The organism is Pseudomonas sp. NBRC 111139, from assembly GCF_001753955.1.
GTDB classification, from domain to species: Bacteria; Pseudomonadota; Gammaproteobacteria; order Pseudomonadales; family Pseudomonadaceae; genus Aquipseudomonas; species Aquipseudomonas alloputida.
On sequence record NZ_BCBP01000043.1, the window covers coordinates 56,484 to 82,134 of the forward strand.

The 25,651-nt window shown below is 62.2% G+C and carries 21 protein-coding genes, 1 tRNA gene and 1 pseudogene; 14 read left to right on the forward strand and 9 right to left on the reverse strand.

Features of this window, described 5'->3' with window-relative positions:
- Positions 1-39: 39 nt before the first annotated feature.
- Positions 40-213: a PA1571 family protein gene (locus BJQ17_RS31720; RefSeq protein WP_003248731.1), complete on the reverse strand. Its 174-nt coding sequence runs from the start codon at positions 211-213 to the stop codon at positions 40-42.
- A gap of 210 nt (positions 214-423) precedes the next feature.
- On the opposite strand from BJQ17_RS31720, the gene BJQ17_RS17515 reads away from it, so the two are divergent.
- The 3 genes and pseudogenes from BJQ17_RS17515 to BJQ17_RS32590 all read left to right on the forward strand — a co-directional run bounded on the left by BJQ17_RS17515 (position 424) and on the right by BJQ17_RS32590 (position 3,975).
- On the forward strand, positions 424-2,187 hold the full coding sequence (locus tag BJQ17_RS17515) for an ABC transporter transmembrane domain-containing protein (protein ID WP_047604622.1): 1,764 nt from the start codon (positions 424-426) through the stop codon (positions 2,185-2,187).
- A 744-nt stretch (positions 2,188-2,931) separates the two neighbouring features.
- A pseudogene (locus BJQ17_RS32585) lies at positions 2,932-3,090 on the forward strand (HAMP domain-containing protein); the annotation flags it as partial.
- A 171-nt stretch (positions 3,091-3,261) separates the two neighbouring features.
- Complete coding sequence (locus BJQ17_RS32590; RefSeq protein WP_371044502.1) at positions 3,262-3,975, forward strand: methyl-accepting chemotaxis protein; 714 nt, start codon at positions 3,262-3,264, stop codon at positions 3,973-3,975.
- A gap of 107 nt (positions 3,976-4,082) precedes the next feature.
- Here BJQ17_RS32590 and BJQ17_RS17525 read toward each other — a convergent pair.
- Together BJQ17_RS17525 and BJQ17_RS17530 are read right to left on the reverse strand one after the other, a co-directional pair.
- Positions 4,083-4,159: transfer RNA gene (locus tag BJQ17_RS17525), tRNA-Pro, on the reverse strand.
- Positions 4,160-4,239: 80 nt separating this feature from the next.
- Positions 4,240-4,461 (reverse strand): YgdI/YgdR family lipoprotein, encoded by a 222-nt coding sequence (locus BJQ17_RS17530; RefSeq protein ID WP_003248738.1) that lies wholly within the window; start codon positions 4,459-4,461, stop codon positions 4,240-4,242.
- Between the two features lie 187 nt (positions 4,462-4,648).
- Here BJQ17_RS17530 and moaB point away from each other — a divergent pair, with 187 nt between their 5' ends.
- Entirely contained in the window at positions 4,649-5,188 is a 540-nt protein-coding gene (gene moaB, locus BJQ17_RS17535) for a molybdenum cofactor biosynthesis protein B (protein WP_003248741.1), read from the forward strand.
- Positions 5,172-6,398: a gephyrin-like molybdotransferase Glp gene (gene glp / locus BJQ17_RS17540; protein WP_003248742.1), complete on the forward strand. Its 1,227-nt coding sequence runs from the start codon at positions 5,172-5,174 to the stop codon at positions 6,396-6,398. The genes moaB and glp overlap by 17 nt, the downstream gene beginning before the upstream one ends.
- Here glp and BJQ17_RS17545 read toward each other — a convergent pair.
- Complete coding sequence (locus BJQ17_RS17545; RefSeq protein WP_003248745.1) at positions 6,387-7,634, reverse strand: glycosyltransferase family 4 protein; 1,248 nt, start codon at positions 7,632-7,634, stop codon at positions 6,387-6,389. The genes glp and BJQ17_RS17545 overlap by 12 nt on opposite strands.
- Before the next feature lie 256 nt (positions 7,635-7,890).
- On the opposite strand from BJQ17_RS17545, the gene yegS reads away from it, so the two are divergent.
- Positions 7,891-8,778 (forward strand): lipid kinase YegS, encoded by an 888-nt coding sequence (gene yegS, locus BJQ17_RS17550; protein ID WP_003248746.1) that lies wholly within the window; start codon positions 7,891-7,893, stop codon positions 8,776-8,778.
- Here the strand turns inward: yegS and BJQ17_RS17555 are convergent.
- From BJQ17_RS17555 to BJQ17_RS17565, 3 genes are all read right to left on the reverse strand, one after another.
- Positions 8,762-9,421 (reverse strand): response regulator transcription factor, encoded by a 660-nt coding sequence (locus BJQ17_RS17555; RefSeq protein ID WP_003248748.1) that lies wholly within the window; start codon positions 9,419-9,421, stop codon positions 8,762-8,764. The two genes, yegS and BJQ17_RS17555, sit on opposite strands and share 17 nt — an antisense overlap.
- The gene (locus tag BJQ17_RS17560) at positions 9,411-10,307 is read right to left on the reverse strand and encodes a sensor histidine kinase (protein ID WP_014859338.1); all 897 of its coding nucleotides are present in this window, start codon (positions 10,305-10,307) and stop codon (positions 9,411-9,413) included. The genes BJQ17_RS17555 and BJQ17_RS17560 overlap by 11 nt, the downstream gene beginning before the upstream one ends.
- Before the next feature lie 366 nt (positions 10,308-10,673).
- On the reverse strand, positions 10,674-11,183 hold the full coding sequence (locus tag BJQ17_RS17565; protein WP_003248752.1) for a hypothetical protein: 510 nt from the start codon (positions 11,181-11,183) through the stop codon (positions 10,674-10,676).
- Positions 11,184-11,534: 351 nt separating this feature from the next.
- On the opposite strand from BJQ17_RS17565, the gene BJQ17_RS17570 reads away from it, so the two are divergent.
- The gene (locus BJQ17_RS17570) at positions 11,535-12,470 is read left to right on the forward strand and encodes a chemotaxis protein CheV (RefSeq protein WP_003248753.1); all 936 of its coding nucleotides are present in this window, start codon (positions 11,535-11,537) and stop codon (positions 12,468-12,470) included.
- A 55-nt stretch (positions 12,471-12,525) separates the two neighbouring features.
- A complete protein-coding gene (locus tag BJQ17_RS17575) occupies positions 12,526-13,329 on the forward strand; it encodes an MOSC domain-containing protein (RefSeq protein ID WP_014859340.1) in 804 nt (267 codons plus the stop codon).
- 111 nt (positions 13,330-13,440) lie between these two features.
- Here the strand turns inward: BJQ17_RS17575 and BJQ17_RS17580 are convergent, their stop codons facing one another.
- Positions 13,441-15,366: a transglycosylase SLT domain-containing protein gene (locus tag BJQ17_RS17580; protein ID WP_003248757.1), complete on the reverse strand. Its 1,926-nt coding sequence runs from the start codon at positions 15,364-15,366 to the stop codon at positions 13,441-13,443.
- Positions 15,367-15,586: 220 nt separating this feature from the next.
- On the opposite strand from BJQ17_RS17580, the gene BJQ17_RS17585 reads away from it, so the two are divergent.
- The gene (locus BJQ17_RS17585) at positions 15,587-17,515 is read left to right on the forward strand and encodes an ATP-binding cassette domain-containing protein (RefSeq protein WP_003248759.1); all 1,929 of its coding nucleotides are present in this window, start codon (positions 15,587-15,589) and stop codon (positions 17,513-17,515) included.
- 107 nt (positions 17,516-17,622) lie between these two features.
- On the opposite strand, the gene BJQ17_RS17590 is transcribed toward BJQ17_RS17585, so the two are convergent.
- Positions 17,623-18,063, reverse strand: coding sequence for a universal stress protein (locus BJQ17_RS17590; RefSeq protein ID WP_003248761.1), 441 nt, complete (start codon positions 18,061-18,063; stop codon positions 17,623-17,625).
- Between the two features lie 110 nt (positions 18,064-18,173).
- Between BJQ17_RS17590 and BJQ17_RS17595 the strand changes: the two genes are divergently transcribed.
- The 5 genes from BJQ17_RS17595 to topA all read left to right on the forward strand — a co-directional run bounded on the left by BJQ17_RS17595 (position 18,174) and on the right by topA (position 25,614).
- Positions 18,174-18,611 (forward strand): hypothetical protein, encoded by a 438-nt coding sequence (locus BJQ17_RS17595; protein ID WP_003248762.1) that lies wholly within the window; start codon positions 18,174-18,176, stop codon positions 18,609-18,611.
- A gap of 611 nt (positions 18,612-19,222) precedes the next feature.
- Entirely contained in the window at positions 19,223-21,370 is a 2,148-nt protein-coding gene (gene fadB / locus BJQ17_RS17600) for a fatty acid oxidation complex subunit alpha FadB (protein ID WP_003248763.1), read from the forward strand.
- Between the two features lie 31 nt (positions 21,371-21,401).
- Complete coding sequence (fadA, locus tag BJQ17_RS17605) at positions 21,402-22,577, forward strand: acetyl-CoA C-acyltransferase FadA (protein ID WP_003248768.1); 1,176 nt, start codon at positions 21,402-21,404, stop codon at positions 22,575-22,577.
- Positions 22,578-22,652: 75 nt separating this feature from the next.
- On the forward strand, positions 22,653-22,904 hold the full coding sequence (locus BJQ17_RS17610; protein ID WP_003248769.1) for a DUF1653 domain-containing protein: 252 nt from the start codon (positions 22,653-22,655) through the stop codon (positions 22,902-22,904).
- Between the two features lie 100 nt (positions 22,905-23,004).
- On the forward strand, positions 23,005-25,614 hold the full coding sequence (gene topA / locus BJQ17_RS17615) for a type I DNA topoisomerase (protein WP_003248770.1): 2,610 nt from the start codon (positions 23,005-23,007) through the stop codon (positions 25,612-25,614).
- Positions 25,615-25,651 lie beyond the last annotated feature (37 nt).

Consider the following 25,651-nt stretch of genomic DNA (forward strand, 5'->3'; position numbering starts at 1 on the left):
AAACCCGGCGCAAGCGCCGGGTTGCAAAGAATTCGCCGATCAACCTTTGCGTACGCGCTCGACACGGCTTTCTTCCAGGGCCTTGCAGGCCTGCTGGATCATCTGCTCGGTGATCGGCACTTCGCGCCCCTTGGCGTCAATGATCGAACCGCATACTTGCGGTTGCGGGGAGGTTTGGGGCTTCTGGTTATCACTGCCATGCTGCAAGCTCATGCACTGTCTCCTCTTCAGGTTCAAGCTCAGGGTAGCCCTGCGCCGTGACTGGCCTGTGACAGCTTCCGGGTCACGGCAGCAACAGTCCAGCAGAAACCCTGTGAAAGCTCCATAAGCTGGTTAGATCGATGCGTTATAGCAACCTTCATGCAGTCTCCCGACCGGGATGAGTGGTAGGCTGCCGCTTCCCCACCCTTTGTGGTCGTCGCCATGCCCGAATCGGTTTCCCCGCGCCAACGCCGTGCCTTGCGCCTGGCTTGGCAGTTTGTTCGCCCTTATCGCCGTCAGGTGCTATTGGCATTGCTGGCGCTGGTGGTCACCGCTGGCATCACCCTGTCGATGGGCCAAGGCATCCGCCTGCTGGTGGATCAAGGCTTCATGACCCGCTCCGCGCATCAGCTCAATCAGACCATCGGGCTGTTCCTGCTGCTGGTGCTGGCGCTGGCGGTGGGTACCTTCAGCCGTTTCTATCTGGTGTCGTGGATTGGCGAGCGTTGTGTGGCCGATATCCGTCGTGCGGTCTTCGATCACCTGATCGGCCTGCACCCAGGTTTTTTCGAGGACAACCGCAGCTCCGAGATCCAGTCTCGGCTGACTGCGGACACTACCTTGCTGCAATCAGTGATCGGTTCATCGCTGTCGATGTTCCTGCGCAACGCGCTGATGGTCATTGGCGGTGTGGTATTGCTGTTCATCACCAACCCCAAGCTCACCAGCATCGTGGTGGTAACGCTGCCGCTGGTGTTGGCACCGATCCTGTTGTTCGGCCGTCGGGTGCGCAGCCTGTCGCGGCAGAGCCAGGACAGGGTCGCCGATGTGGGCAGCTACGTGGCTGAAACGCTGGGGCAGATCAAGACCGTGCAGGCCTACAACCACCAGGCGCACGACCGCGAACTGTTCGCTGATACGGTCGAAGCAGCGTTTACTGTTGCCCGCAAGCGGATTACACAGCGTGCCTGGCTGATAACCCTGGTGATCGTGCTGGTGTTGGGGGCGGTGGGGGTGATGCTGTGGGTCGGCGGCATGGATGTGATCGCCGGGCGTATATCCGCAGGCGAGCTGGCTGCATTCGTGTTCTACAGCCTGATCGTCGGCAGTGCCTTCGGTACCCTCAGTGAGGTGATCGGCGAACTGCAACGGGCCGCGGGTGCCGCCGAGCGCATTGCCGAACTGTTGGCAGCGCGAAGTGCCATCCTGCCCCCCGACGTGGCGCAGGTGCTGCCGCAGCCGCGGGCCAGCGGGCATATCGAGCTGCAACAGGTCGTGTTCGCTTACCCTTCACGGCCCACGGTGGCAGCTGTCGACGGCCTGAGCCTGACCATCGAGCCCGGGCAGACCGTCGCCCTGGTAGGCCCTTCCGGGGCAGGCAAGTCGACCCTGTTCGATCTGTTGCTGCGTTTTTACGACCCCCAACAAGGGCGCATCCTGCTTGATGGCCAGCCGGTTACCGCATGTGATCCCGACCAGCTACGCCGGCAGTTTGCTTTGGTGGCACAAAACCCCTCGCTGTTCCGTGGCACGGTGGAGGCCAACATTCGTTATGGCCGGCCCGAGGCGACCTTGGCTGAAGTCGAAGCAGCAGCCCGCGGCGCCCATGCCGACGAATTCATCCGGCAACTGCCCCAAGGCTACCAGACACAACTGGGGGAGGGCGGCATCGGCCTTTCCGGCGGGCAACGCCAGCGCCTGGCGATTGCCCGGGCCTTGCTGGTCGATGCGCCGATCCTGTTGCTGGACGAAGCCACCAGTGCCCTGGATGCACAAAGCGAATACTTGATCCAGCAAGCGCTGCCCAGCCTGATGGCCGGCCGTACCACGCTGGTGATCGCCCATCGCCTGGCCACGGTACAGCATGCCGAGCGCATCGCGGTCATCGACCAAGGCCGGCTGGTGGCGGTGGGCACCCACCGTCAGTTGATCGAGGACAGCCCGCTGTATGCGCGGCTGGCTGCGCTGCAGTTCACCACGGGCTAGCGTGTCGTGGCTTTGTAACATTTCTGTAGTAATTGCCTGAGAAGATTTGCCTCAACTGTTGCGTAAGTGCTCGACCTGGCTGCCATTGCGTGATGGCAGCTTTTTTTTGGCCTGCCAGTAATGAGGCTGTACAGCGGCCTCAGCCTACTCCCTCTGGTTCCGAGACCCTCGATGTTGCGTAAATCCCTCAGAGTGCAAATTCTCTCGCTGCTCGGCGGCAGTGTGTTGGCGATGCTGCTGATCGCCCTGGTGTGTTTCCAGTTCCTGTCGTCCAGCGTGCGGGGCTACGCCGAGCTGGTCGACGGGCCGCTGCGGGCCTCGCAATTGATTGACGAAGCCAACCTGCAGTTCAAGATCCAGGTGCAGGAATGGAAGAACGTGCTGTTGCGCGGCCGCCAGCCTGCGGAAATGGACAAGTACTGGCAGCAGTTCCAGGCCCGCGAACAGCAAGTTCAACAACTGCTCGGGCAATTGATCGACAACAGCGATGCCAGGCTCAAGCCGTCGCTGCAGCAATTGCGCGACAGCCATCGCCAGTTGGGCCAGGCCTATGCGCAAGGCCGTCAGGCCTTCCTGGCGGCAGGCGGTGACCCGGTAGCGGGCGACCGGGCGGTCAAAGGCGTGGACCGTGCCGCCAGTGAGCAAATGAGCGAACTGGTCGAGCAACTGCGCGCCGATGCCCGCCAGCGTGCCGCCAGCATCAACGCCAGTGCCGAGCGCACGGTATGGTTGGGCCTGCTGGTGATGCTGGCTTCTGCGGTGCTGGTGGGGCTGCTCAGCCTGTGGCTGGTCAACCGTAGCCTGATCGAGCCGATCCGCCAGTTGATCGAGTACGTCGCGCAGCTCAGTCAGGGCTGCTTTGCTGCCCGGGTCGACAGCCGTCGGGAGGATGAGCTGGGGCGCCTGGCGCGGGCGGCCAACACCCTGCGTGACTTCCTTGCCGATACTGTCGGCCGGCTGCAGGACAACGCTCAGGAGCTGGAAGGTGCCAGCGGGCAGTTGCGCAGTATTGCCGGTGACATGGCCCGCGGTACTCATGACCAGTTCCAGCGTACCGACCAGGTGGCCACGGCCATGCACGAAATGTCCGCCACTGCCCAAGAGGTCGCTCGCCACGCCGCCGAGGCTGCCCGTGCGGCCGATGACGCCGACCACAGCGCCCAGGCGGGTGAGCAGGTGATGCAGCAGACCATCGACATCATCGGGTTGGTCAACCGCGAAATTGCCGGCACGGCGTCGGTAATTCGCGACCTGGAGCATGACAGCACACGTATAGGCAAAGTGCTGGAAGTGATCCGCGGCATTGCTGAGCAGACCAACCTGCTGGCGCTTAACGCGGCCATCGAAGCGGCCCGTGCGGGCGAAGCCGGGCGTGGTTTTGCGGTGGTCGCCGATGAAGTGCGCAGCCTGGCCCAGCGCACGGCAGCGTCGATTGCAGAAATTCACCAGATCATCGAAGCGGTACAGTCAGGGGCGGTGGAGGCGGTCAAGGCCATCGAAAGCGGCCAGCAACGCAGCCAGGAAGGGGCTGAGCAGGTCGAGCAGGCCGGGCAGATGCTGCAGCGTATCACTCAGGCGGTGGAGGCGATCCGCGACATGAACCGGCAAATCGCCACTGCGGCCGAGGAGCAGACCAGCGTGGCCGAAGATATCTCGCGTAACCTGATCGAAATTACCCGGATTGCCACGGCCAACCAGGAAGCGGTGCAGCATACCGAGCAGGCGGGGCAGCGCCTGCATGGTTTGTCAGGGCAGTTGGGCGAAGTCACCTCCCGGCTGACCGCCTGACTGGGTCTGCAGGGGTTGCATGTGCCCCTGGAGGCTGAAGCGGCGCACTGACGTATTTTTCGCACACAACAAAAAGCCCGCGCAAGGCGGGCTTTTTGACAAGGATTTGGTCGGAGAGACAGGATTCGAACCTGCGGCCTTCTCGTCCCGAACGAGACGCGCTACCTGGCTGCGCTACACTCCGATGACCAAAATCCTACTGCATCCCGTTTTTGCCCGCAAGCCCTTGTTGTTTAAAGGGCCATGGCCTGAACGGGGCCTTGATCAGAGCTCTTTGACGGTGCGGATCTGGTCCTTGTTCAGGCGCGTGCGCTTGCCGTCGAGTTGCTCGAATTCATAGAAGCCAGAGTCTTCGTCGTAGGACGGTTTGTCGGTTGCCTGGATCTCCCGGCCATCGTTCAGGGTAATGACGGTTGGGGTCGAGCAGCCAGCAAGGGCGCCCAAACCCAAGGCAAGCAGGAAGGCGGGTAGGGTCCGTTTGATCATCGTGTTTCTCCAAGTGCGATGGTGCTAGATGACTTTTATGACGCAGGACGTTAGTGCAAGTTCACTCCAAGTGCAGCATAGCGATTAATTCGTTCTCTTGACCCAAGGCAAGGCTGAGGGGGGCAACGCTGGAAAAGGTGCGCTGTGATATAACTGCGTCCATCTCATCCTGTTGTGACGGACACCCATGAAAGCCAAGGCAGATACCCCCTTCGTGGCGCTAAGCATCGCCGTACTCACGGTCAGCGACACCCGTACCTTCGACACCGACACCTCTGGCCAGATGTTCGTCGACCGCCTGAGCGCCGCCGGTCACCGCCTTGCCGAGCGCGTGCTGCTCAAGGATGACCTGTACAAGATCCGAGCCCAGGTTGCCACCTGGATTGCCGATGACAGCGTGCAAGTGGTGCTGATTACCGGCGGTACCGGGTTTACTGGCCGCGACAGCACCCCCGAGGCGGTGGCCTGCCTGCTGGACAAGCAAGTGGACGGCTTTGGTGAGTTGTTCCGGCAGATTTCCGTGGCCGACATTGGCACCTCCACCGTGCAATCGCGAGCCTTGGCCGGGCTGGCCAACGGCACGCTGGTGTGCTGCCTGCCGGGCTCGACCAACGCTGTGCGCACCGGTTGGGATGGCATCCTTGCCGAGCAGCTTGATGCCCGTCATCGCCCGTGCAACTTCGTGGCGCACCTGAAGCAGGCAGCGGCCTGTGACAGCCGTGGCTGAGGTCAGCCAGGCCCGGCCGCTGATGCCGGTGGAACAGGCGCTGGAGCAACTGCTGGCGCTGGCCGAAGCTGCACCGATCCGCGAGACCGAAAACCTGCCGCTGGCCGAAGCCGAAGGCCGCGTGCTGGCCACTGACCTGGTGGCCTCCCTCGACCTGCCGCCTTGGCCGAACAGCGCCATGGACGGTTATGCCTTGCGCCTGGCTGATTGGCAGGGCCAGCCGCTGCCGGTCAGCCAGCGTATTTTCGCCGGCCATGCGCCCCAGCCGCTGCAACCGGGTACCTGCGCGCGGATCTTCACCGGCGCGCCTGTGCCGGAGGGGGCCGACTGCGTCGAGATGCAGGAAAACACCGAAGTACTCGAAGATGGCCGGGTGCGCTTTCTCGAAGCGTTGCGCACCGAGCAGAACATACGCCCTCAAGGTCAGGAGACCCGCAAGGGCGAGCAGGTGATGAGCGCCGGCACCCGCCTTGGGCCGATCGAACTGGGCCTGGCGGCGACCTTGGGGCATGGCCGTCTGGACGTGGTGCGCAAGGTAAAAGTGGCGGTGCTGTCCACCGGCGACGAACTGGTCGAGCCAGGCCTGCCGCTCGGGCCTGGGCAGATCTACAACAGCAACCGCAGGCTGCTGGTCAGCTGGTTGCAGCGGCTGGGTTGCGAAGTGGTCGATGCCGGCATCCTGCCGGATGACCTGGCCCGCACTCGCGCCTGCCTGGCTGAACTGGGTGGCGTAGACCTGATTCTGTCCACCGGAGGCGTCTCGGTGGGCGAGGCCGACTACCTCGGTGCCGCCCTGCGCGAGGCCGGCGAACTGGCGTTGTGGAAGCTGGCGATCAAGCCGGGCAAGCCGCTGACCTTCGGCCACTTCCAGGGCGTGCCGGTGATTGGCTTGCCGGGCAACCCCGCCTCGACCTTGGTCACCTTCGGTCTGCTGACCAGGCCCTACCTGCTGCGTCGTCAGGGTGTGATTGACGTCACGCCGTTGCGGTTCGACATGCCGGCAGGGTTTGACTGGCCCAAGCCGGGTACGCGTCGCGAATACCTGCGCGCGCGCATCGAACAGGGCCGAGTGCGCATCTACAAGAACCAGAGCTCGGGTGTGCTGCGCAGCGCAGCCTGGGCGGAGGGCCTGGTGGAAGTGCGTGAAGGCAGCACGCCGAAGCAGGGCGACATCGTGCCATTCATCCCCTTCAGCGAGCTACTTGGCTGAGCGGCCCAGCCAGGCACTGGCCAGCGGCGCGGCCTCGGCCGGTGCCGCCTGGGTCAGGCGTATGTGCACATTCTCCAGTTGTTGGGCAGCCACGCTCCAGTCGTGGCGCTGGCGGGCAAACTGGCGCCCGGCGGCGCTCAACTGGCTCATGCGCCAGGGCTGATTGAGCAGCTGGGTGATCAGCAATGCCAGTTGATCACCGTCGTCACTGCCCAAGTAGTGTTCGCCGTTGTTCACGGTCAGGCCTGAAACGCCCTTGTCGGTGGTGATCACGGGTAAGCCGGCGGCCATCGCTTCGAGGATTTTCACCTTCGAGCCACCGGCATAGCGCAGGGGGGCAAAGAACAGTGCTGAACGTCGTTGCAGTTCACGCAGGTCGGGGCGGTAGCCGAACCATTCAATGCGTGGGTCGTTCCAGTGAAGCTTCCAGTTGGCCGGCATGGCGTGCCCGGCAATCGCCAGGCGCACCGCCGGGTTGCTCATCCACACCTTCGGCATGATGTCGTCCAGTGCCCATTCGATGGCCTCCAGATTGGCGCCATATTCGAAATTGCCGACGAACAACAGACGCTGGCTGTGCAGCGCAGGTTGCACCTGCTGGTAGAAATCACAGTCCACGCCGTTAATCACCACATTCACCGGGCGCCCGCTGATCTGCGCGATCAGCTCGGCATCATGGGCGCTGACTGCCACCAGTTCGGTGGGCTGACGCAGCACACGGTGCTCCCAGCGCCGGTAGCGCCAGCGGTCGAAGGCGTTGAGCGGGCGCAGCCACAGCGGCAGGCGATCGTGGCAGGCGCCGCCCATTACCGACTCCAGGGTGTGCTCGCTAAGCATGTAGGGCAGCCTGCGGGCCTGCAGGGCTTTTTCGAACGGCTGGAAGCTGTAACTGTGCTCAATCTGGATCACGTCCCAGGGTTCGTCCAGCAGTTGCTCGAACCGGTGCCGCAGGCAAGGCGCCAGGCCATTGATGATAGCCCGCATGGGGTAGTCGATGATGGGTGAAGCCAGCAGGTTGAGTGGGCTGTGCAGCGGTCTGCGGGGTAGCACGATCAGGCGTTCGAGTAGGGGCTCAAGGGCCTCACGTGCTGCGTCGCAGAGAGGGATCTTCGACTGCACCAGCAGGGTAATCCGGTGGCCGCGCTGGGCCAGTGCGCGCAGCAGATGGTATTGCCGGGTCTTGTGGCCGCTGGTGGTCGGCCAAGGCAGGTAGGGCAGTGTCCAGAGAATGCGCATGACCCGAAGTCCTCGCGAAAGGCTGCAGATAGCAAAACGCGCCCGTTGGGAGCAGTGGGGGAGCCACTGCCGGGCGCGTCCATGGCAATAGGGGTATTTGCTGAGCATAGCCGGGATTGTCAGGTGTGGAAAAAATGACCGGCGACGTGACCAGTTGCAGGCCTGGCGCCGGCACACTGTTTTTTCCAGGGCATGCAACGATCCGGGTGGGCCAGTGGTCGAGATAGGGGGTGGTCCACTTTACGGAGACGCGCACATGCAAGGGCGCAAGGCAATGTTGGTGCTGCACGGCAAGCAGGCGATGAACGAAGACGTGCGCAGCGCCGTGCGCGACCTGCGCGATAGCGGCTGGGTGCTGGATGTACGGGTTACCTGGGAGGCGGGCGACGCCCAACGGCTGGTCGCCGAGGCACTGGCGGCGGGTTACAGCCATATCGTCGCCGGTGGCGGGGACGGCACGTTGCGGGATGTGGCCGAGGCCATGGGCTTGGCTGCTACCAACGCCAGCCTGACCTTGTTGCCATTGGGGACGGCCAACGATTTCGCCAAAGCCGCTGGCATCCCCCTGGAGCCAGCGTCGGCGCTGGCCTTGCTGAATATCGCGCCACAACCAATAGACTTGGGGCAGGCTGGCGATCAGTTGTTCCTCAACATGGCCACGGGTGGCTTTGGCAGCCAGGTCACCGCCAATACCTCCGAAGACCTCAAGAAAGTGCTGGGCGCTGCCGCCTACCTGTTCACCGGGTTATCCCGCTTCAGTGAGCTACAGGCGGCTTCGGTAGAGCTACAAGGGCCAGGCTTCCACTGGCAAGGGGATTTGCTGGCGCTGGGTATCGGCAATGGCCGACAGGCTGGGGGCGGGCAGGTGCTGTGCCCCGAAGCCATGGTCAACGACGGTTTGCTTGACGTCGCTATTCTGCCTGCACCACAGGAAGTGGTGGGGGCTCTGCGGGACCTGTTGGGCGGTGACGGCCTGTTCGTTCGGGCCAGGCTGCCATGGGTCGAGATCAAGAGTTCGCAAGGGTTGGACATCAACCTCGATGGCGAGCCGTTGCAAGCTGCCAACCTGCGCTTTCAGGCAAGGCCGGCGGCGTTGCACCTGCACCTGCCGGCCGGGTCACCGTTGCTCAGTCATCCAGGCTGATGATTTTTTCGCGTACGGCGAACAGCACCAAGCCGGCCACGTCGTGAATCTGCAGGCGCTTCATGATTTGTGAGCGGTGAGTTTCCACGGTCTTGATCGACAGTCCCAGGCCTGCCGCGATTTCCCGGGTGGACTTGCCGCGCACGATCAGGCGGAGGATCTCAAGCTGCCGTGAAGTCAGATTATGCCGTTCGCCAGCGCTTTGCTTGCCTAGTTTGGTGTGCCGCAGCGCCTGGTTGATGACGGTGTGGGCGATGGCCGGGCTGAGGTAGCGCTCACCGTGGCGTACGGCACCCAGCGCCTGTTCCAGCTCGGTGGCGCTGGTGTCCTTGAGCAGGTAGCCGTGGGCACCGCTTTCCAGGGCCCGCATGATCAGGTCCGGGTCGGTGTGCATGGACAGGATCAGCACTTTGCAGGTACTGCCGCTGGCCCGCAGTTGGGTGAGGGCGTCCAGGCCGCTGGTCGAACGCATGGAGATGTCCAGCAAGATGATGTCGGGCGCCAGTGTGCGTACCTGGTCGAGTAGCTGGCTGCCGTCGTCGGCTTCGCCGACCACGTCATAGCCGGGGATATCGCAGACCAGTGCACGCACCCCGGCGCGGATCAGCGAGTGGTCATCTACCAGCAGTAGTCTACAGGTCATGGTTGGTAATACTCCTGGCGCGTTGCTGAGTGCGCGGGGACCACGGGAACATCGCTTCGATCTGTGTGCCTCGGCCAGGCTGACTGGTGATGTCGAGGCTGCCCTGCAGCGCGATTACCCGCTCCTGCATGCCGGCCAAGCCGCGCTGACCGGCCTCGGCCGGGTGCCGGGCAGGGGCGAAACCACGACCATCGTCGTGGATCGACAACGCCAGCCCCTCAGGGGTGCGTTGCAGGCGGATGACCAGGTTGTGTGCCTGGGCGTGGCGCAGCATGTTGGTCACTGCCTCCTGGGTAATACGGAACACCGCCATGGCCACGGCTTCGTCGATGCCGCCCAGGCGCTGGTTGCACGCCAGGCTCCAGTGCACGCCGCTGCTGGCCAGGGTGCGTACCAGGTGCGCGCGCAGGCTGGCCTCCAGGCCAAGGCTGGCCAACTGCCGGGGGTTGAGCAGCGCGGAAACATCGCGCACGTTACCGAGGGTGTCATCCAGCGTGCTGCGCAGGGCCTCGCAGTGCCCCTGCAAGTCTTCGGGCATGCGCCGTTGCAGCCACTGCAGTTGCAGCTTGGCAGCGGTGAGCAGTTGGCCGATGTCGTCGTGCAGTTCCCGGCTCAGATGCTGACGCTCGTCTTCTTGCACCTTGAGCATGCGCTCGGCCAGCTCGGCCGGGCGCAGGTGGATCGACCTGGCGCTCAGGCCCAGTTGTACAACAGCACCCAGCGTGGCGACCAACTGCAGCACCAGCAGGGTGGCCGGGATTGTCTGGTTGGCCAGGTATAGCGCCATGTTGGCAACCAGTGAGGCCACGCAAAGCCCGACCGTTGCCCAACGCAGCACGGCGGCGCGGGAGCAGCAATGCAAAGAAGTCTTCAAGCGTGGAAACATAGGTAGGGAGGCCACTGAAGTATTGCTGATGGAGGCCTTGCACAATGCTGGTCAGAGGCTTTGGCGCAGTACTTTCGATGTTTTTTCGAACACGCATTCTTGCCACCGTTGTTCCGGCAGCAAGCGTTTGTGGGGGCGCATATTATCACTTTGCATTGCATTGGTCGCGGCCGTGTAACGCGTTGAAACGCCTACTGGTCGGGCCTTTTCGGGTAGCAAAGTGCCACCCTTTAATCGCGCTGTACCCACTTGTGCTGTAACTAGCGCGGCAATGATTCAACGGCATGCACCGAAAGCCTGGTGAACTTTCCAAGTTCGACCATGGTCGGGTTTCAATCAAGTTGCTTAGTTGCACTTTGCGTCAGGTTAATGCATGCGATTAGAGCGGCTGGGGCGGTTGCCGGTTGCCACGTCACTGTGCGGGTGAATGCACGCGCTGCCTTCTTCATCGCAGGACGCGCAGGCTGGCGCAAAGGGTGCTTGTACGACTTTGGCCAATTCACCCAGCAACACCAGTTGCTCGCCGATGTCCAGGTTCAGCCGCCCTGTACGGCTATCGACCAGCTCCAACTGCCAGGCCAGCAAGGTCAGGCATGCCCCTATGGCGGGTAGGGCTTCACGCTGCAGGCAACCACCGTGACAGGCCGGGGCGAGCAACTGTTGCAGGGCGGTGGTGTAGTGGGCGACTTCACGCAGGCCCAGGCGCGTAGCTTGACGGGCGATAGTGTCGAGGGTGTTGTTCAGGCAACTGCAGGCATCCGGGTCATTGTCTATAAGCTCCAGATGCTGCAGGCATTCCTGGGCCTGGGTCAGCAGTACCTGGGCATCCAGCAGGAAGCCCTGCAGGGCGTCATCGAACGATAAGGCAGTGTCCATCATCAAGTCCCCGCGCGTGGGGTAGGCGCAGGGGGCGGGCACGCCGAAACGATAGCTAGCAAAAGCCTGACTCCATTCATGCAATGAGAATGGCGTCACATTAATGGCTAAAGGATATCGCGAACATCAGGTTGCACCCGATTGCCGCTAAGGGTTTCCCTGATCAAGGGCTAGGGTAGGGAACTTTTGTTGTGCCCCTGATTTGCCCTGGCGTGTCGGCAGTAAAGCATGATGGTAAAGTGATATCAATTATCTGCGCGGCATTTTCCCGCAGGGGTCAAGGTGTGCGTGAAGCCGCCGATACAGGGTAGATGATTTCACCTTTTAAGACTCAAGCCTGGGGGCTTTCCAATGGCTGGCATTCTCGACACGGTAGACCAACGCACGCAACTGGTGGGTGAGAACCGCCTGGAAATTCTGATGTTTCGTCTGGCCGGTCGCCAGCTGTTCGCGATCAACGTGTTCAAGGTGCAGGAAGTACTGCAACTGCCCAAGCTGACCCTGATGCCCCAGCGCCACGCCTATGTCTGTGGTGTGGTCAACCTGCGTGGGCAGACCCTGCCGGTGATCGACCTGTCTCAGGCGATCGGTATGCGCCCGCTACAGCCGGGGCCGGACAGCACCATCATCGTCACCGAATACAACCGCTCGGTGCAGGCCTTCCTGGTGGGCGGTGTCGACCGCATCGTCAACATGAACTGGGAGTCGATCATGCCGCCGCCTTCCAGTGCCGGTCGCCAGCACTACCTGACTGCCATCACCAAGGTTGATGAGAAGCTGGTGGAAGTGATCGACGTGGAAAAGGTGCTGGCCGAAATCGTGCCCTACAACGCCCGGGTTTCTGGCGACAAGCTCGCCGACCCAGTGCTGGCCCGGGCCCGCGGCCGCGAAGTGCTGCTGGTGGACGACTCCAGTGTGGCCTTGGCGCAATTGCGCGATACCCTGTCTCAGTTGGGCATGAAGCTGCACGTGGCCAGTGATGGCCTGAAGGCGCTGCGCATGCTCAAGGGCTGGGCCGACGCCGGCGAGGACGTGTGCGAAAAGCTGCTGATGGTGTTCACCGATGCAGAAATGCCGGAAATGGACGGCTATCGGCTGACCACCGAGATCCGCAGCGATGCCCGTCTGCGCCAGCTCTATGTGGTGCTGCACACTTCGCTGTCGGGCAGTTTCAACGAGTCCATGGTGAAGAAGGTGGGCTGTGACAACTTCCTTTCCAAGTTCCAGCCTGATCGCCTGGTCGATGTGGTCAAGCAGCGCCTGCTGCTGGATACCACCGCCGCGTGAACGTTGTGCCGGCCAGGTATAAGCTTGGCTTTTGGCATGAAGCGAGGCAGCAGGGATGTTTCTCAGTGAGTTGTATCGATACCCGGTGAAGTCGGGGCAGGCGCAAAGCCTGAAGGCATCACCGGTGGGGTTGCTGGGGTTGCAAGGCGACCGGCGCTGGATGGTGGTCGAGGAAGAAAACGGACGCTTCCTGACCCAGCGTGCCTGGCCACAACTTGGCCAGATCGACGCGAGCGATGACGACAGCGGCCAGTTGCTGCTGCAAGCCCCTGGACAGGCGCCGTTGCGGGTGCCTGTACCGCCTGCCGATGACGCTCTGCGCGGCGTGACGATCTGGCGCGATACCCTGCGTGTGCCGGACGCTGGCGATGCCGCAGCGGCCTGGTTGAGTGAGTTGCTGGGCAAAGCCGTACGCCTGGTGCATTGCCCGGAGCAGCGTGCGCGTTACCTGCCCAATGGTTACGGCTTCAACAGTGACCGTGCGGCGTTTCCGGATGGCTTCCCCTTGCTGCTGATTGGGCAGGGCTCGCTGGACGAGCTTAACCGGCGTATTGGCCGGCCCATGTCGATGCGGCGCTTTCGGCCCAACCTGGTGGTGCAGGGCGCGGAGCCGTTTGCCGAGGATGCCTGGAAGCGGATTCGCATCGGCAGCTTGGTGTTTCGCGTGCTCAAGCCCAGTGTGCGGTGCATCTTCACGACCATCGATCCAGCCACCGGGGAGCGTAGCGCTGACCGTGAGCCGATGGCTACGCTGAAGACTTTCCGCGAAAAAGAAGGCGACGTGCTGTTCGGCCAGAACCTGGCTGTGGATGGCAGTGGGTGGCTGGAGGTGGGGATGGAAGTAGAAATCCTGGAATAGGTGTGTTGCCTGTGCCGGCCTCTTCGCGGGTGAACCCGCTCCTACAACGACCGCGTAACCCTTGTAGGCGCGGGTTCACCCGCGAAGAGGCCGGTACAGGCTCAACAGCAATCACATGTCATCGAAATACCGTTCATGCCAATCCACCAGTGGCTGCGGTGAATTCAGCTTCTGCCCGTAGATCACCGAATACGACAGCACGTTCTGAACATACTGGCGTGTTTCGTCGAACGGGATCGACTCCACCCACACATCGAAGCTCAGGTGCTTGGCCCCTTTGAGCCACTGTCGCACGCGCCCGGGGCCGGCGTTGTAGGCTGCCGAAGCCAGCACCCGGTTGCCGTTGAACTGGCTGTGTACCTGGCTCAGGTAGGCCGCACCCAGCTGGATGTTCTTGTCCGGGTTCAGCACTTGCGCCGGTGAGGCCAGCGGGATGCTGAACTTGCGTGCGGTTTCTTTGGCCGTGGCCGGCATCAGTTGCATCAAGCCGCTGGCGCCCACGGGTGAGCGTGCGTCCTCCATAAAGGCGCTTTCCTGGCGAGTGATGGCGAATACCCAGCTCGAATGCAGGCCGCGAACCTTGGCTTCACGCACCAGCGTGTCGCGGTGGGCCATGGGAAAGCGGATGTCCAGGTCGTCCCAGTACTGGGCCTGGCTGATGGTGCGGATGGCTGGGAAGTACCAGCGCAGCTCATAACCCAGGCGTGCCTGCGCAACCATTTCGTCACGGGTGAAGTGGCGGCTGACGTGGTACCACTCACGGCGGCCGTCGACGATCTGGCCGCGGGCGTGGAATTCCAGTGCGCGCTGGATGCCGGGCGTGTTGCGGACCTTCTTGACCAGTTGTGGGCTCAGCAGCAGCGGCTTGTTGTTCAGCTGGTAGGGTGTCTGTGCCCGATCGGCGGCGAGGAAGCCATAGAAGTCACGCTCACGCGCTGCGGTCTTGTAAAGCAGCGGGATCTGCGGGTTGTTTGGCTGTGCCAGCTCCAGGCTGCGAGCCTGCCAGTACTTCCAGCGGCTGGTGCTGGCCAGGTCCTGGGGAAGGCGTTTGGTCAGCTCGTAGGCGTCCTCCCAGCGGCCCAGGCGCAGCAGCAGGCGAAGGCGCCATTCGCTGACAGTGTTGTCACGCAGCTCGGGGTCATAGCGGGTCATCAGGTCGAGCGCGCGTGGGTCGTAGCGGCGTGCGAGGGTCAGGCCGATTTCGCGGGCGATGGCCACCTTTTCGTCACGCGAGAAGTGCATGCGCTGGGCGTAATCGTCGAGCAGCGCCATGGCCCGCTCCGGGTCCTGCCGGGCCAGGCGACGAAGGCCGAGGCTGACCACGTCGGACATGGCCTCGTTGACCGGGGTAAAGCGCGACGGCTGGTTGAGCAGCTCGGGCTTCTGCGCGACGTCGATCAGCAGGCGCCCCTGCGGGCCGAGGGTGGTCAGGGTCTTGACCAGGGTGTTGGCCAGGCCGTAGTTGCGCGCCTGGGCGGCCAGCTTGGTGCGTTCCCAGCGCTTGGCCTCGGTCAGTTGGCCTTCGGCTGCCCACATGCCGAACAGCGTGTCGCAGGCGGCAGGTTGCGATTTGCCGACGCTCCACAGCTTGTCGGCGGTGGCGTAACCTTCGGCGCGCAGGCCGTGGCTGAGCTGGTATTGGCCGTTGAGGCAGTCCAGTTCGGTGAAGTTGAGCTTGGGGTCGTAGTACTTGACGAAGGTATCCCACTCGCCGCGTTCGGCCAGCCAGCGCAACCAGCGCAGTTTCATCCAGTTGGCCTGGGGCAGGTCGCCATGCTTGGCAAGGAAACCTTCGATTTCCTGGTTGCTGGCACTCTTCAGGCGGGCGGTGAGTTCGTCGTAGACCAGGTAGGGCGTCAGCGGGTAGTCGCTCAAGGCCTGGGCATAGCGCAGGTACGGGCCTTTGTCGCCTTTGGCCAGCGCTCGCTTGGCCTCGTCATAGTACTGGCGTTGCAGGGTCAGGTCGGTGGCCTGCGCTGCGCAGGTGGCAGCGGTAAGCAGCAGGCAGGATGCGATATGTAACAGGCGGCTGCGCATGATACGTCCGGGCAGTTGAACCATGGGAAGTGTCGGCGGAGCCAGCACTATTGAAAGCTATTGCCTTAGCTTAGCTGTTTGCCGGCAGTGGGTGAAAGCACTGTGCTTGTATCGGGATATTAAGTTCGACCAGATGTCACCAGGTGCTCACTGGTTGGCCTGGCGGATGCCGTCGAAGGCCAAGTCAGGTAGAATGCGCGCCCGATTTATGGAGACGAACATGACCCTGCTCAAATTCAGCGATGTGTCCCTCGCATTCGGCGCCATGCCGCTGCTGGACAAAGTGTCCTGGCAGATCGCTCGTGGCGAGCGGGTGTGCATCATCGGCCGCAACGGCACCGGCAAGTCGAGCATGCTGCGCCTGGTCAAGGGCGAGCAGAAGGGCGACGACGGTGAAATCTGGCGAGCGCCTGGCCTGAAGATCGGTGAGTTGCCACAGGAGCTGCCGGTGGCCGACGAGCGCACGGTGTTCGACGTGGTAGCCGCTGGTCTGGACGGCGTGGGCGAATTGCTGGCGCAGTTCCACCACCTGAGCATGAACATCCAGGGCGATGAAGACCTGGAAAAACTCATGCACGTCCAGCACGAGCTGGAAGCCCGCGACGGCTGGCGCCTGCAACAGGTGGTGGAAAGCACACTCAGCCGCCTGCAGCTGCCGGCCGACAAGACCCTGGCCGAGCTGTCCGGTGGCTGGCGCCGCCGCGTACTGCTGGCCCAGGCGCTGGTGTCCGAGCCCGACCTGCTGCTGCTCGACGAACCGACCAACCACCTGGACATCGGTGCCATCGCCTGGCTCGAAGAGGCCCTGCGTGGCTTCAACGGCGCGGTATTGTTCATCACCCACGACCGTTCGTTCCTGCAGAACCTGGCCACCCGTATCCTCGAACTGGACCGCGGCGGCCTGATCGACTGGAACGGTGACTACGCCAGCTTCCTGGTGCACAAGGAGGCCGCACTGGCCGCCGAAGAAACCGCCAACGCGCTGTTCGACAAGCGCCTGGCCCAGGAAGAAGTGTGGATCCGCCAGGGTATCAAGGCCCGCCGTACCCGCAACGAAGGCCGCGTGCGTGCACTGAAGGCCCTGCGTGTGGAGCGTGGCGAGCGCCGTGAACGACAGGGCAAGGCCAACATCCAGATCGAAGCCGCGGACAAATCCGGCAAGCAGGTGATGGTGCTGGAAAATGTCAGCTTCCATCACGCGGACGGCCCCCTGCTGGTCAAGGACTTTTCCATGGTCCTGCAGCGGCAGGATCGCATCGGTCTGCTGGGCGCAAACGGCACTGGCAAGACCACGTTGCTCAAGATGATGCTGGGCGACCTTGAGCCCACTGCGGGCAAAGTGGAGCGCGGCACCAAGCTTGAGGTGGCCTATTTCGACCAGATGCGCCACCAGCTCGACCTGGAAAAGACCGTAATCGACAACCTGGCCGAAGGCCGTGATTTCATCGAGATCGATGGCCAGAACCGCCACGTGCTGAGCTACCTGGGCGACTTCCTGTTCAGCCCCCAGCGCGCGCGTACGCCGGTCAAGGCGTTGTCGGGTGGTGAGCGTGCACGGTTGCTGCTGGCCAAGCTGTTCAGCAAGCCGGCCAACCTGCTGGTACTCGACGAACCGACCAACGACCTGGACGTGGAAACCCTCGAGCTGCTGGAAGAGGTGCTGTCCAACTACAAGGGCACCGTGCTGATGGTCAGCCACGACCGGGCCTTCCTCGACAACGTCGTGACCAGCACCCTGGTGTTCGAAGGCGAGGGCAAGGTGCGTGAGTATGTGGGCGGTTACGAGGACTGGATTCGCCAGGGCGGCTCGCCGAAGCTGCTGGGTGTGACCGAGAGCAAGGGCGGTAAGTCTGCGCTCAACAGCGCGGTAGTGGAGAAGGTCGAGGCCAAGCCTGAGCCTGTTGCGGCGCCGGTGGTGGAAGACGCTTCGAAGAAGAAGCTGAGCTACAAGCTGCAGCGTGAGCTGGAGATGCTGCCGGGGCAGATTGATGAGCTGGAGCAGCGTATGGCTGAAGCCCAGGAAGAAGTGAATGCGGCGGGCTTCTATCAGCGGCCGATTGCAGAAACTTCGGCGGTGCTGGCACGGATCGAGAAGCTGCAGGGCGAGCTGGATGTATTGGTGGAGCGCTGGGCTGAGCTGGAAGGCTGATTGGCGTTAGCCTGTTCCGGCCTCTTCGCGGGTAAAGCCGCACCTGCAGGGATTGCCATACCCTTGCAGGCGCGGGCTGGCCCGCGAAGAGGCGGGTTCAGGTCCAGTCAATCCTTCTTCAGCAAGCGTACCGCCAGCACGTCACACGGCGCACCGTGCAGCACATCATTGGCCGTGGACCCCAACAGCAACGCCAGGCCATGACGGCCATGGCTGCCCACCACGATCAGGTCGCACTTTTGCTCCTTGGCCAGCTGGTGGATTTCCTGGCGCGGTTGGCCGTAGGTCAGATGCGAATCGCCACGCTGGATGTCCGGGTACTTGTTGAACAGGCGTTCCATGCGCTCCTTGGCTTGGTCGAACTGCTGCTGTTGCAGCTGCGACAGGTCCATCGGCACGTCACCGCCGAATGCCATCGCCATCGGCTCGACGATATGCACCAGCGATACCTTGGCGTTCGAAGGTTTGGCGAGCGCCATGGCGCGCTTGATCACCGGGTCGCATTCTTCGGTCAGGTCGACGGCGACCAACAAATGTTCGTATTCCATGAGCGGTACTCCTGGCAATCGCGATAGAAGAAGTATGGTCGCTTTCGGGCGGGTCTTCCGTGAAAAATGGCTAACCAGCTCATTTGCAACGCTTTATGGGAACTACTGATATGACGGTATTGCTGGTGGTGTCAATCCTTGCGCTGATTCTCAGCCCGCTTTCCTGGCTGCGCAGCTCGCGCAAGCAGAGCGAGCAGATGAAGTTGCGCCTGGAGGCGCGGCGCATGGGTTTGGCCATGCAACTGGCGCCGCAGCAGTGGCCGCACTGGCTGGAAAAGGAGCCGCCAAGCCCCTGCCCGCAGTATCACAGAGCCCGGCGCCGTGGGCATGAGGACAGCTTCAGCTTCTGGCAGGTCAGCCCCGGGGTGTGGTGGAACCAGTGGCGCGAGCCCTGCGAAGACCCACGTTTCATGGGCGCGTTGTCGCGCTTGCCGGCGAGTGTGTACAAGGTCGAGGCCGATGCGCGGATGATTGCCCTGTACTGGACCGAACGTGGCGATACTGCTGTGTTGCAGGATGTTGCCTACGCCCTCGAAACCTTGGCTTGAGCGCCGCCCATGCGCGACTCCTGTAGGCGAGGAGACACTTGCGAACACCGGCAGAGTTGGTGCCAAGCTCCGCGGTGCCTGCTTCGCGGGTAAACCCGCTCCTACGGGGGCATCCAGGCTGGTCAATCTGTTCTGCAACGACAAAGCGGCGGCTCGGCATAACCCTGAAGGGGTGGGGTGCCAAGTCGCCGCTTTGCGTTCTGCTGCGCAGAAAAGGCCAGGCAGGCCGGGTTATTCATTCAAGCAAGTGCCAGTGTAGTCGCACTGGCTCGCCGCGCAAGCGCAAAGCCGTCAGCCAATGCTTGTGGTCAATCGCTGACATGAATGACCGGCGATCACTGTCATCATGTTTTGTACCCGGACGATAGAAAATGACTGGAAAGTCGCGTTTTCGCCGTGCTCGTGAGCATTTGACAACGCCCATCTTTTCGGAGAATGTGTGCACACCCAAATCAAACGGGCGTATGAATTGAGCGTTTGTATGTCATGACGCCAAGCCATACTTCCGACTAGCGCGCTGACGGGTGTGCCTGGGGCAAGGCAGCTTAGGCCTGCTTCTGCTGCAGTGATCGGCGTGTACAGTTCAGCTTCCATATCGTGGAGATCAGTTGATGATTTACGAAGGTAAAGCCATCACGGTTAAGGCTCTTGAAAGTGGCATCGTCGAGCTCAAGTTCGACCTCAAGGGTGAGTCCGTCAACAAGTTCAACCGCCTTACCCTGAACGAGCTGCGCCAGGCCGTCGATGCCATCCAGGCCGATGCCTCGGTCAAAGGCGTGATCGTCAGCAGTGGCAAGGACGTGTTCATCGTCGGCGCCGACATCACCGAGTTCGTCGACAACTTCAAGCTGCCTGAGGCCGAACTGGTCGCCGGCAACCTGGAAGCCAATCGTATCTTCAACGCCTTCGAAGACCTCGAAGTGCCGACCGTTGCCGCCATCAACGGCATCGCGCTGGGCGGCGGCCTGGAAATGTGCCTGGCGGCCGACTACCGGGTCATGTCCACCAGCGCCAGGATCGGCCTGCCGGAAGTCAAGCTGGGTATCTACCCGGGCTTTGGCGGTACCGTGCGCCTGCCGCGCCTGATCGGCTCGGACAACGCCATCGAGTGGATCGCCGCCGGCAAGGAAAACCGTGCCGAAGACGCCCTGAAAGTGGGGGCCGTCGACGCGGTGGTCGCCCCTGAGCTGCTGCTGGCCGGTGCCCTCGACCTGATCAAGCGTGCCATCAGTGGCGAGCTGGACTACAAGGCCAAGCGCCAGCCGAAGCTGGAAAAGCTCAAGCTCAATGCCATCGAGCAGATGATGGCCTTCGAGACGGCCAAGGGCTTCGTCGCTGGCCAGGCCGGCCCGAACTACCCGGCCCCGGTCGAAGCGATCAAGAGCATCCAGAAAGCCGCCAACTTCGGTCGCGACAAGGCCCTGGAAGTTGAAGCCGCAGGCTTTGCCAAGCTGGCCAAGACCTCGGTCGCCGAGAGCCTGATCGGCTTGTTCCTCAACGATCAGGAACTCAAGCGCAAGGCCAAGGCGCATGACGAGATCGCCCACGACGTGAAGCAGGCCGCCGTGCTCGGCGCCGGCATCATGGGCGGCGGTATCGCCTACCAGTCGGCGGTCAAAGGTACGCCGATCCTGATGAAAGACATCCGCGAAGAAGCCATTCAGCTGGGTCTGAACGAGGCCTCCAAGTTGCTTGGCAACCGCGTCGAGAAGGGCCGCCTGACCCCAGCCAAGATGGCCGAGGCCCTCAACGCCATTCGACCGACCCTGTCCTATGGCGATTTTGCCAATGTCGACATCGTCGTCGAGGCAGTGGTCGAGAACCCGAAGGTCAAGCAAGCGGTACTGGCGGAAGTGGAAGGCCAGGTGAAGGACGATGCGATCCTCGCTTCCAACACCTCTACCATCTCTATCAACCTGCTGGCCAAGGCGCTCAAGCGCCCGGAAAACTTCGTCGGCATGCACTTCTTCAACCCGGTGCACATGATGCCGCTGGTGGAAGTGATCCGTGGTGAGAAGTCCAGTGAAGTGGCGGTCGCCACCACCGTGGCCTACGCCAAGAAAATGGGCAAGAACCCGATCGTGGTCAACGACTGCCCCGGCTTTTTGGTCAACCGCGTGCTGTTCCCGTACTTTGGCGGTTTTGCCAAGCTGGTCAGCGCCGGTGTCGACTTCGTGCGCATCGACAAGGTCATGGAGAAGTTCGGCTGGCCGATGGGTCCAGCCTACTTGATGGACGTGGTCGGCATCGACACCGGCCACCACGGCCGTGACGTCATGGCCGAAGGCTTCCCGGATCGCATGAAGGACGAGCGCCGCTCGGCAGTCGACGCGTTGTACGAGGCCAACCGCCTGGGCCAGAAGAACGGCAAGGGCTTTTACGCCTACGAAACCGACAAGCGCGGCAAGCCGAAGAAGGTTTTCGATGCCACCGTGCTCGACGTGCTCAAACCGATCGTGTTCGAGCAGCGTGAAGTCACTGACGAAGACATCATCAACTGGATGATGGTCCCGCTGTGCCTGGAGACCGTGCGTTGCCTGGAAGACGGCATCGTCGAAACCGCTGCCGAAGCCGACATGGGCCTGGTCTACGGCATTGGTTTCCCTCCCTTCCGCGGTGGTGCGCTGCGTTACATCGACTCGATCGGTGTGGCCGAATTCGTCGCCCTGGCCGATCAGTATGCCGACCTGGGGCCGCTGTACCACCCGACCGCCAAGCTGCGTGAAATGGCCAAGAACGGCCAGCGCTTCTTCAACTGAGCGGTCAACGAGCTAGAGCGAGAGATTTGATATGAGCCTGAATCCAAGAGACGTGGTGATTGTCGACTTCGGTCGCACGCCAATGGGCCGCTCCAAGGGTGGCATGCACCGCAACACCCGCGCCGAAGACATGTCGGCGCACCTGATCAGCAAGCTGCTGGAACGCAACGGCAAGGTTGACCCGAAAGAAGTCGAGGACGTGATCTGGGGCTGCGTCAACCAGACCCTGGAGCAGGGCTGGAACATCGCCCGCATGGCCTCGCTGATGACCCAGATCCCGCACACTTCCGCGGCGCAGACCGTCAGCCGCCTGTGCGGCTCGTCCATGAGCGCGCTGCACACGGCCGCTCAGGCGATCATGACCGGTAACGGTGATGTGTTCGTGGTCGGTGGCGTGGAGCACATGGGCCACGTCAGCATGATGCATGGCGTAGACCCCAACCCGCACCTGTCCTTGCATGCCGCCAAGGCTTCCGGGATGATGGGCCTGACTGCAGAAATGCTCGGCAAGATGCACGGCATCACCCGTGAGCAGCAGGACCTGTTCGGCTTGCGTTCGCACCAGCTGGCCCACAAGGCCACGGTCGAAGGCAAGTTCAAGGACGAGATCATCCCGATGCAGGGCTACGACGAGAACGGCTTCCTGAAGGTGTTCGATTTCGACGAAACCATTCGCCCGGAAACCACCCTCGAAGGCCTGGCATCGCTGAAGCCTGCATTCAACCCGAAAGGCGGTACGGTCACGGCCGGTACCTCGTCGCAGATCACCGACGGCGCCTCGTGCATGATCGTCATGTCCGGTCAGCGTGCCATGGACCTCGGTATCCAGCCATTGGCGGTGATCCGTTCGATGGCAGTGGCCGGTGTCGACCCGGCAATCATGGGCTACGGCCCGGTGCCATCGACCCAGAAAGCCCTCAAGCGTGCGGGCTTGACCATGGCCGATATCGACTTCATCGAGCTCAACGAAGCCTTCGCTGCACAGGCCCTGCCCGTGCTGAAAGACTTGAAAGTGCTCGACAAGATGGATGAGAAGGTTAACCTGCACGGCGGCGCCATTGCTTTGGGCCACCCGTTTGGTTGCTCCGGGGCGCGGATTTCCGGCACCCTGCTCAACGTCATGAAGCAAAATGGCGGTACGCTGGGTGTTGCGACCATGTGCGTCGGCCTGGGCCAAGGTATCACCACTGTCTTCGAACGCGTCTGATCGCGTAGCGGGACAGCAGCCGGGGCCTAGTGCCCCGGTTTTGTTTTTTCAGGTTTTATTCAGGAGGTGAGCAACATGCAGATACAACCAGGCGTATACCGGCATTACAAAGGGCCTGAGTACCGTGTCTTCAGTGTTGCGCGGCACTCCGAAACCGAAGAGTGGATGGTGTTCTACCAATGCCTGTATGGTGATTACAGCTTCTGGGTACGTCCCCTGTCGATGTTCCAGGAGTCCGTCGAATTTGACGGCGAGCAGGTGCCACGCTTTGCTTTGGTCAAGGCCGAAGAGGGGCTGCCCGGGTTGCTGGGCAAGTCGCACGCGTGATCGTCCGAGCTTGACCTCACACTTTTGCCACTATATATAGCGGTGCCGCGTCTGGCACTTGGCGCGTTTTTTATCTTCAGATTCAGGAATACTCCGATCCATGGGCAAATCGCTGGTCATTGTGGAATCCCCGGCCAAGGCCAAGACCATCAACAAGTACCTGGGCAACCAGTACGTGGTGAAGTCGAGTATCGGCCATATCCGAGACCTCCCCACCAGCGGTTCGGCCAGCGCGAGCAAAGAGCCGGCCGCCAAGCGTGGCAAGGCTGCGGGTGAGGCGCCGGCGCTTTCGCCGAAAGAGAAGGCCCGCCGCCAGCTGGTGGCACGCATGGGCGTCGACCCCGACCATGGCTGGAAGGCCAAGTACGAGATCCTGCCTGGCAAGGAAAAGGTGATCGAAGAGCTGCGCCGCCTGGCCAAGGATGCCGACACCATCTATCTCGCAACCGACTTGGACCGCGAAGGGGAAGCCATTGCCTGGCACCTGCGCGAGGCCATCGGGGGTGACGACACCCGCTACAAGCGCGTGGTGTTCAACGAAATTACCAAGAAGGCCATTCAGGAAGCCTTCTCGCAGCCAGGCGAGCTGGACATCGACCGGGTCAACGCCCAGCAGGCGCGGCGTTTCCTCGACCGCGTGGTCGGTTACATGGTTTCGCCACTGCTGTGGGCCAAGATTGCCCGTGGTCTGTCCGCTGGCCGTGTACAGTCGGTGGCGGTGAAGCTGGTGGTTGAGCGTGAGCGTGAGATCCGCGCCTTCATCCCGGAAGAGTACTGGGAGATCCACGCCGACCTCGGCACCGCCAAGAACGCCAAGGTGCGTTTCGAGGTGGCGCGCGAGAAGGGTGAGGCCTTCAAGCCGCTGAACGAAGCTCAGGCCATGGCTGCACTGGAAAAGCTCAAGGCTTCCAGCTACAGCGTGGTCAAGCGCGAAGACCGCCCGACCAGCAGCAAGCCATCGGCACCGTTCATTACGTCCACCTTGCAGCAAGCGGCCAGTAACCGCCTGGGCTTTGGCGTGAAGAAAACCATGATGATGGCCCAGCGCTTGTACGAAGCCGGTTACATCACGTACATGCGTACCGACTCGACCAACCTGTCGGCTGACGCCCTGGATATGGCACGCAGCTACATCGAACGGGAGTTCGGCAAGCAGTACCTGCCAGAGGCGCCACTGGTTTACGGCAGCAAGGAGGGCGCCCAGGAGGCGCACGAAGCGATTCGGCCTTCTGACGTGAATACCCACCCGACCAAGCTCAGCGGCATGGAGCGTGACGCCGAGCGCCTGTACGAGCTGATCTGGCGCCAGTTCCTGGCGTGCCAGATGCCGCCAGCGCAGTACCTGTCCACCAGCGTTACCGTCGCTGCCGGCGATTTCGAGCTGCGTGCCAAGGGCCGCATCCTCAAGTTCGACGGCTACACCCGTGTGCTGCCACAGCAGAGCAAGCCGGGCGAAGACGACGTGCTGCCAGAGATGGTTCAGGGTGAAGCGCTGAAACTGATCCAGATCGACCCGAGCCAGCACTTTACCAAGCCGCCTGCACGCTTTACCGAAGCCAGCCTGGTCAAGGAAATGGAAAAGCGCGGCATTGGCCGCCCATCGACCTACGCGGCGATCATTTCCACCATCCAGGACCGTGGCTATGTGACGCTGCACAACCGCCGCTTCTACTCCGAGAAGATGGGCGATATCGTCACCGAGCGCTTGTCGGAGAGCTTCTCCAACCTGATGGATTACGGCTTTACCGCCGACATGGAAGAGAACCTCGACGACGTGGCCCAGGGCGAGCGTGACTGGAAGAATGTGCTCGACGAGTTCTACGGCGATTTCAGCAAAAAGCTGCAGACTGCCGAGTCCAGTGAAGACGGCATGCGCGCCAACCAGCCGACCATGACCAACATTCCATGCAAGGAATGTGGTCGGCCGATGATGATTCGCACCGCTTCTACGGGTGTGTTCCTGGGCTGCTCTGGCTACAGCCTGCCGCCGAAAGAGCGCTGCAAGGCTACCGTCAACCTGGTGCCGGGCGACGAGATTGCTGCTGACGACGAGGGCGAGTCGGAGTCGCGCGTACTGCTGGGCAAGCACCGTTGCCCGATCTGCGCCACCGCGATGGACGCCTACCTGCTGGACGAGAAACACAAACTGCACATCTGCGGTAACAACCCGGATTGTGTCGGTTACGAGATCGAAGAAGGCAACTACCGCATCAAGGGTTACGAAGGGCCGAGCCTGGAGTGCGACAAGTGCGGTAGCGAGATGCAATTGAAGACCGGCCGTTTCGGCAAGTTCTTCGGCTGCACCAACCCGGCATGCAAGAACACCCGCAAGCTGCTCAAGAGCGGCGAGGCGGCGCCACCGAAGATGGACAAGGTGGACATGCCGGAGCTCAAGTGCGAGAAGGTCGATGATACCTACGTGCTGCGCGACGGTGCTTCTGGGTTGTTCCTGGCTGCCAGCCAGTTCCCCAAGAACCGCGAAACCCGTGCGCCGCTGGTGCTGGAGATTGTGCCGCACAAGCATGAGATTGACCCGAAGTACCACTTCCTGTGCGATGCGCCGCAGAAAGACCCGGATGGCCGCCCGGCGGTGATTCGTTACAGCCGCAAGACCAAGGAGCAGTACGTGCAGTCCGAGGTCGATGGCAAGCCGACCGGTTGGAAGGCGTTTTACGACGGCAATGCCTGGAAGGTTGAAGACAAGCGCTGATCCATCGGTGCTGTGATTTGGGGCCGCTTTGCGCCCC

What these genes read in the sequence shown, in the direction of transcription:
- BJQ17_RS17590 (WP_003248761.1), bottom strand. Translation starts at nt 18,063, where the DNA reads ATGGAATACGAACATTTGTTGGTCGCCGTCGACCTGACCGAAGAATGC.
- BJQ17_RS17545 (WP_003248745.1), bottom strand. Translation starts at nt 7,634, where the DNA reads ATGCGCATTCTCTGGACACTGCCCTACCTGCCTTGGCCGACCACCAGC.
- BJQ17_RS32590 (WP_371044502.1), top strand. Translation starts at nt 3,262, where the DNA reads ATGCACGAAATGTCCGCCACTGCCCAAGAGGTCGCTCGCCACGCCGCC.
- BJQ17_RS17515 (WP_047604622.1), top strand. Translation starts at nt 424, where the DNA reads ATGCCCGAATCGGTTTCCCCGCGCCAACGCCGTGCCTTGCGCCTGGCT.
- BJQ17_RS17595 (WP_003248762.1), top strand. Translation starts at nt 18,174, where the DNA reads ATGACGGTATTGCTGGTGGTGTCAATCCTTGCGCTGATTCTCAGCCCG.
- BJQ17_RS17585 (WP_003248759.1), top strand. Translation starts at nt 15,587, where the DNA reads ATGACCCTGCTCAAATTCAGCGATGTGTCCCTCGCATTCGGCGCCATG.
- fadA (WP_003248768.1), top strand. Translation starts at nt 21,402, where the DNA reads ATGAGCCTGAATCCAAGAGACGTGGTGATTGTCGACTTCGGTCGCACG.
- fadB (WP_003248763.1), top strand. Translation starts at nt 19,223, where the DNA reads ATGATTTACGAAGGTAAAGCCATCACGGTTAAGGCTCTTGAAAGTGGC.
- BJQ17_RS17610 (WP_003248769.1), top strand. Translation starts at nt 22,653, where the DNA reads ATGCAGATACAACCAGGCGTATACCGGCATTACAAAGGGCCTGAGTAC.
- yegS (WP_003248746.1), top strand. Translation starts at nt 7,891, where the DNA reads ATGCAAGGGCGCAAGGCAATGTTGGTGCTGCACGGCAAGCAGGCGATG.
- BJQ17_RS17570 (WP_003248753.1), top strand. Translation starts at nt 11,535, where the DNA reads ATGGCTGGCATTCTCGACACGGTAGACCAACGCACGCAACTGGTGGGT.
- BJQ17_RS17530 (WP_003248738.1), bottom strand. Translation starts at nt 4,461, where the DNA reads ATGATCAAACGGACCCTACCCGCCTTCCTGCTTGCCTTGGGTTTGGGC.
- BJQ17_RS17575 (WP_014859340.1), top strand. Translation starts at nt 12,526, where the DNA reads ATGTTTCTCAGTGAGTTGTATCGATACCCGGTGAAGTCGGGGCAGGCG.
- BJQ17_RS17560 (WP_014859338.1), bottom strand. Translation starts at nt 10,307, where the DNA reads ATGTTTCCACGCTTGAAGACTTCTTTGCATTGCTGCTCCCGCGCCGCC.
- BJQ17_RS17555 (WP_003248748.1), bottom strand. Translation starts at nt 9,421, where the DNA reads ATGACCTGTAGACTACTGCTGGTAGATGACCACTCGCTGATCCGCGCC.
- BJQ17_RS17580 (WP_003248757.1), bottom strand. Translation starts at nt 15,366, where the DNA reads ATGCGCAGCCGCCTGTTACATATCGCATCCTGCCTGCTGCTTACCGCT.
- BJQ17_RS31720 (WP_003248731.1), bottom strand. Translation starts at nt 213, where the DNA reads ATGAGCTTGCAGCATGGCAGTGATAACCAGAAGCCCCAAACCTCCCCG.
- moaB (WP_003248741.1), top strand. Translation starts at nt 4,649, where the DNA reads ATGAAAGCCAAGGCAGATACCCCCTTCGTGGCGCTAAGCATCGCCGTA.
- topA (WP_003248770.1), top strand. Translation starts at nt 23,005, where the DNA reads ATGGGCAAATCGCTGGTCATTGTGGAATCCCCGGCCAAGGCCAAGACC.
- BJQ17_RS17565 (WP_003248752.1), bottom strand. Translation starts at nt 11,183, where the DNA reads ATGGACACTGCCTTATCGTTCGATGACGCCCTGCAGGGCTTCCTGCTG.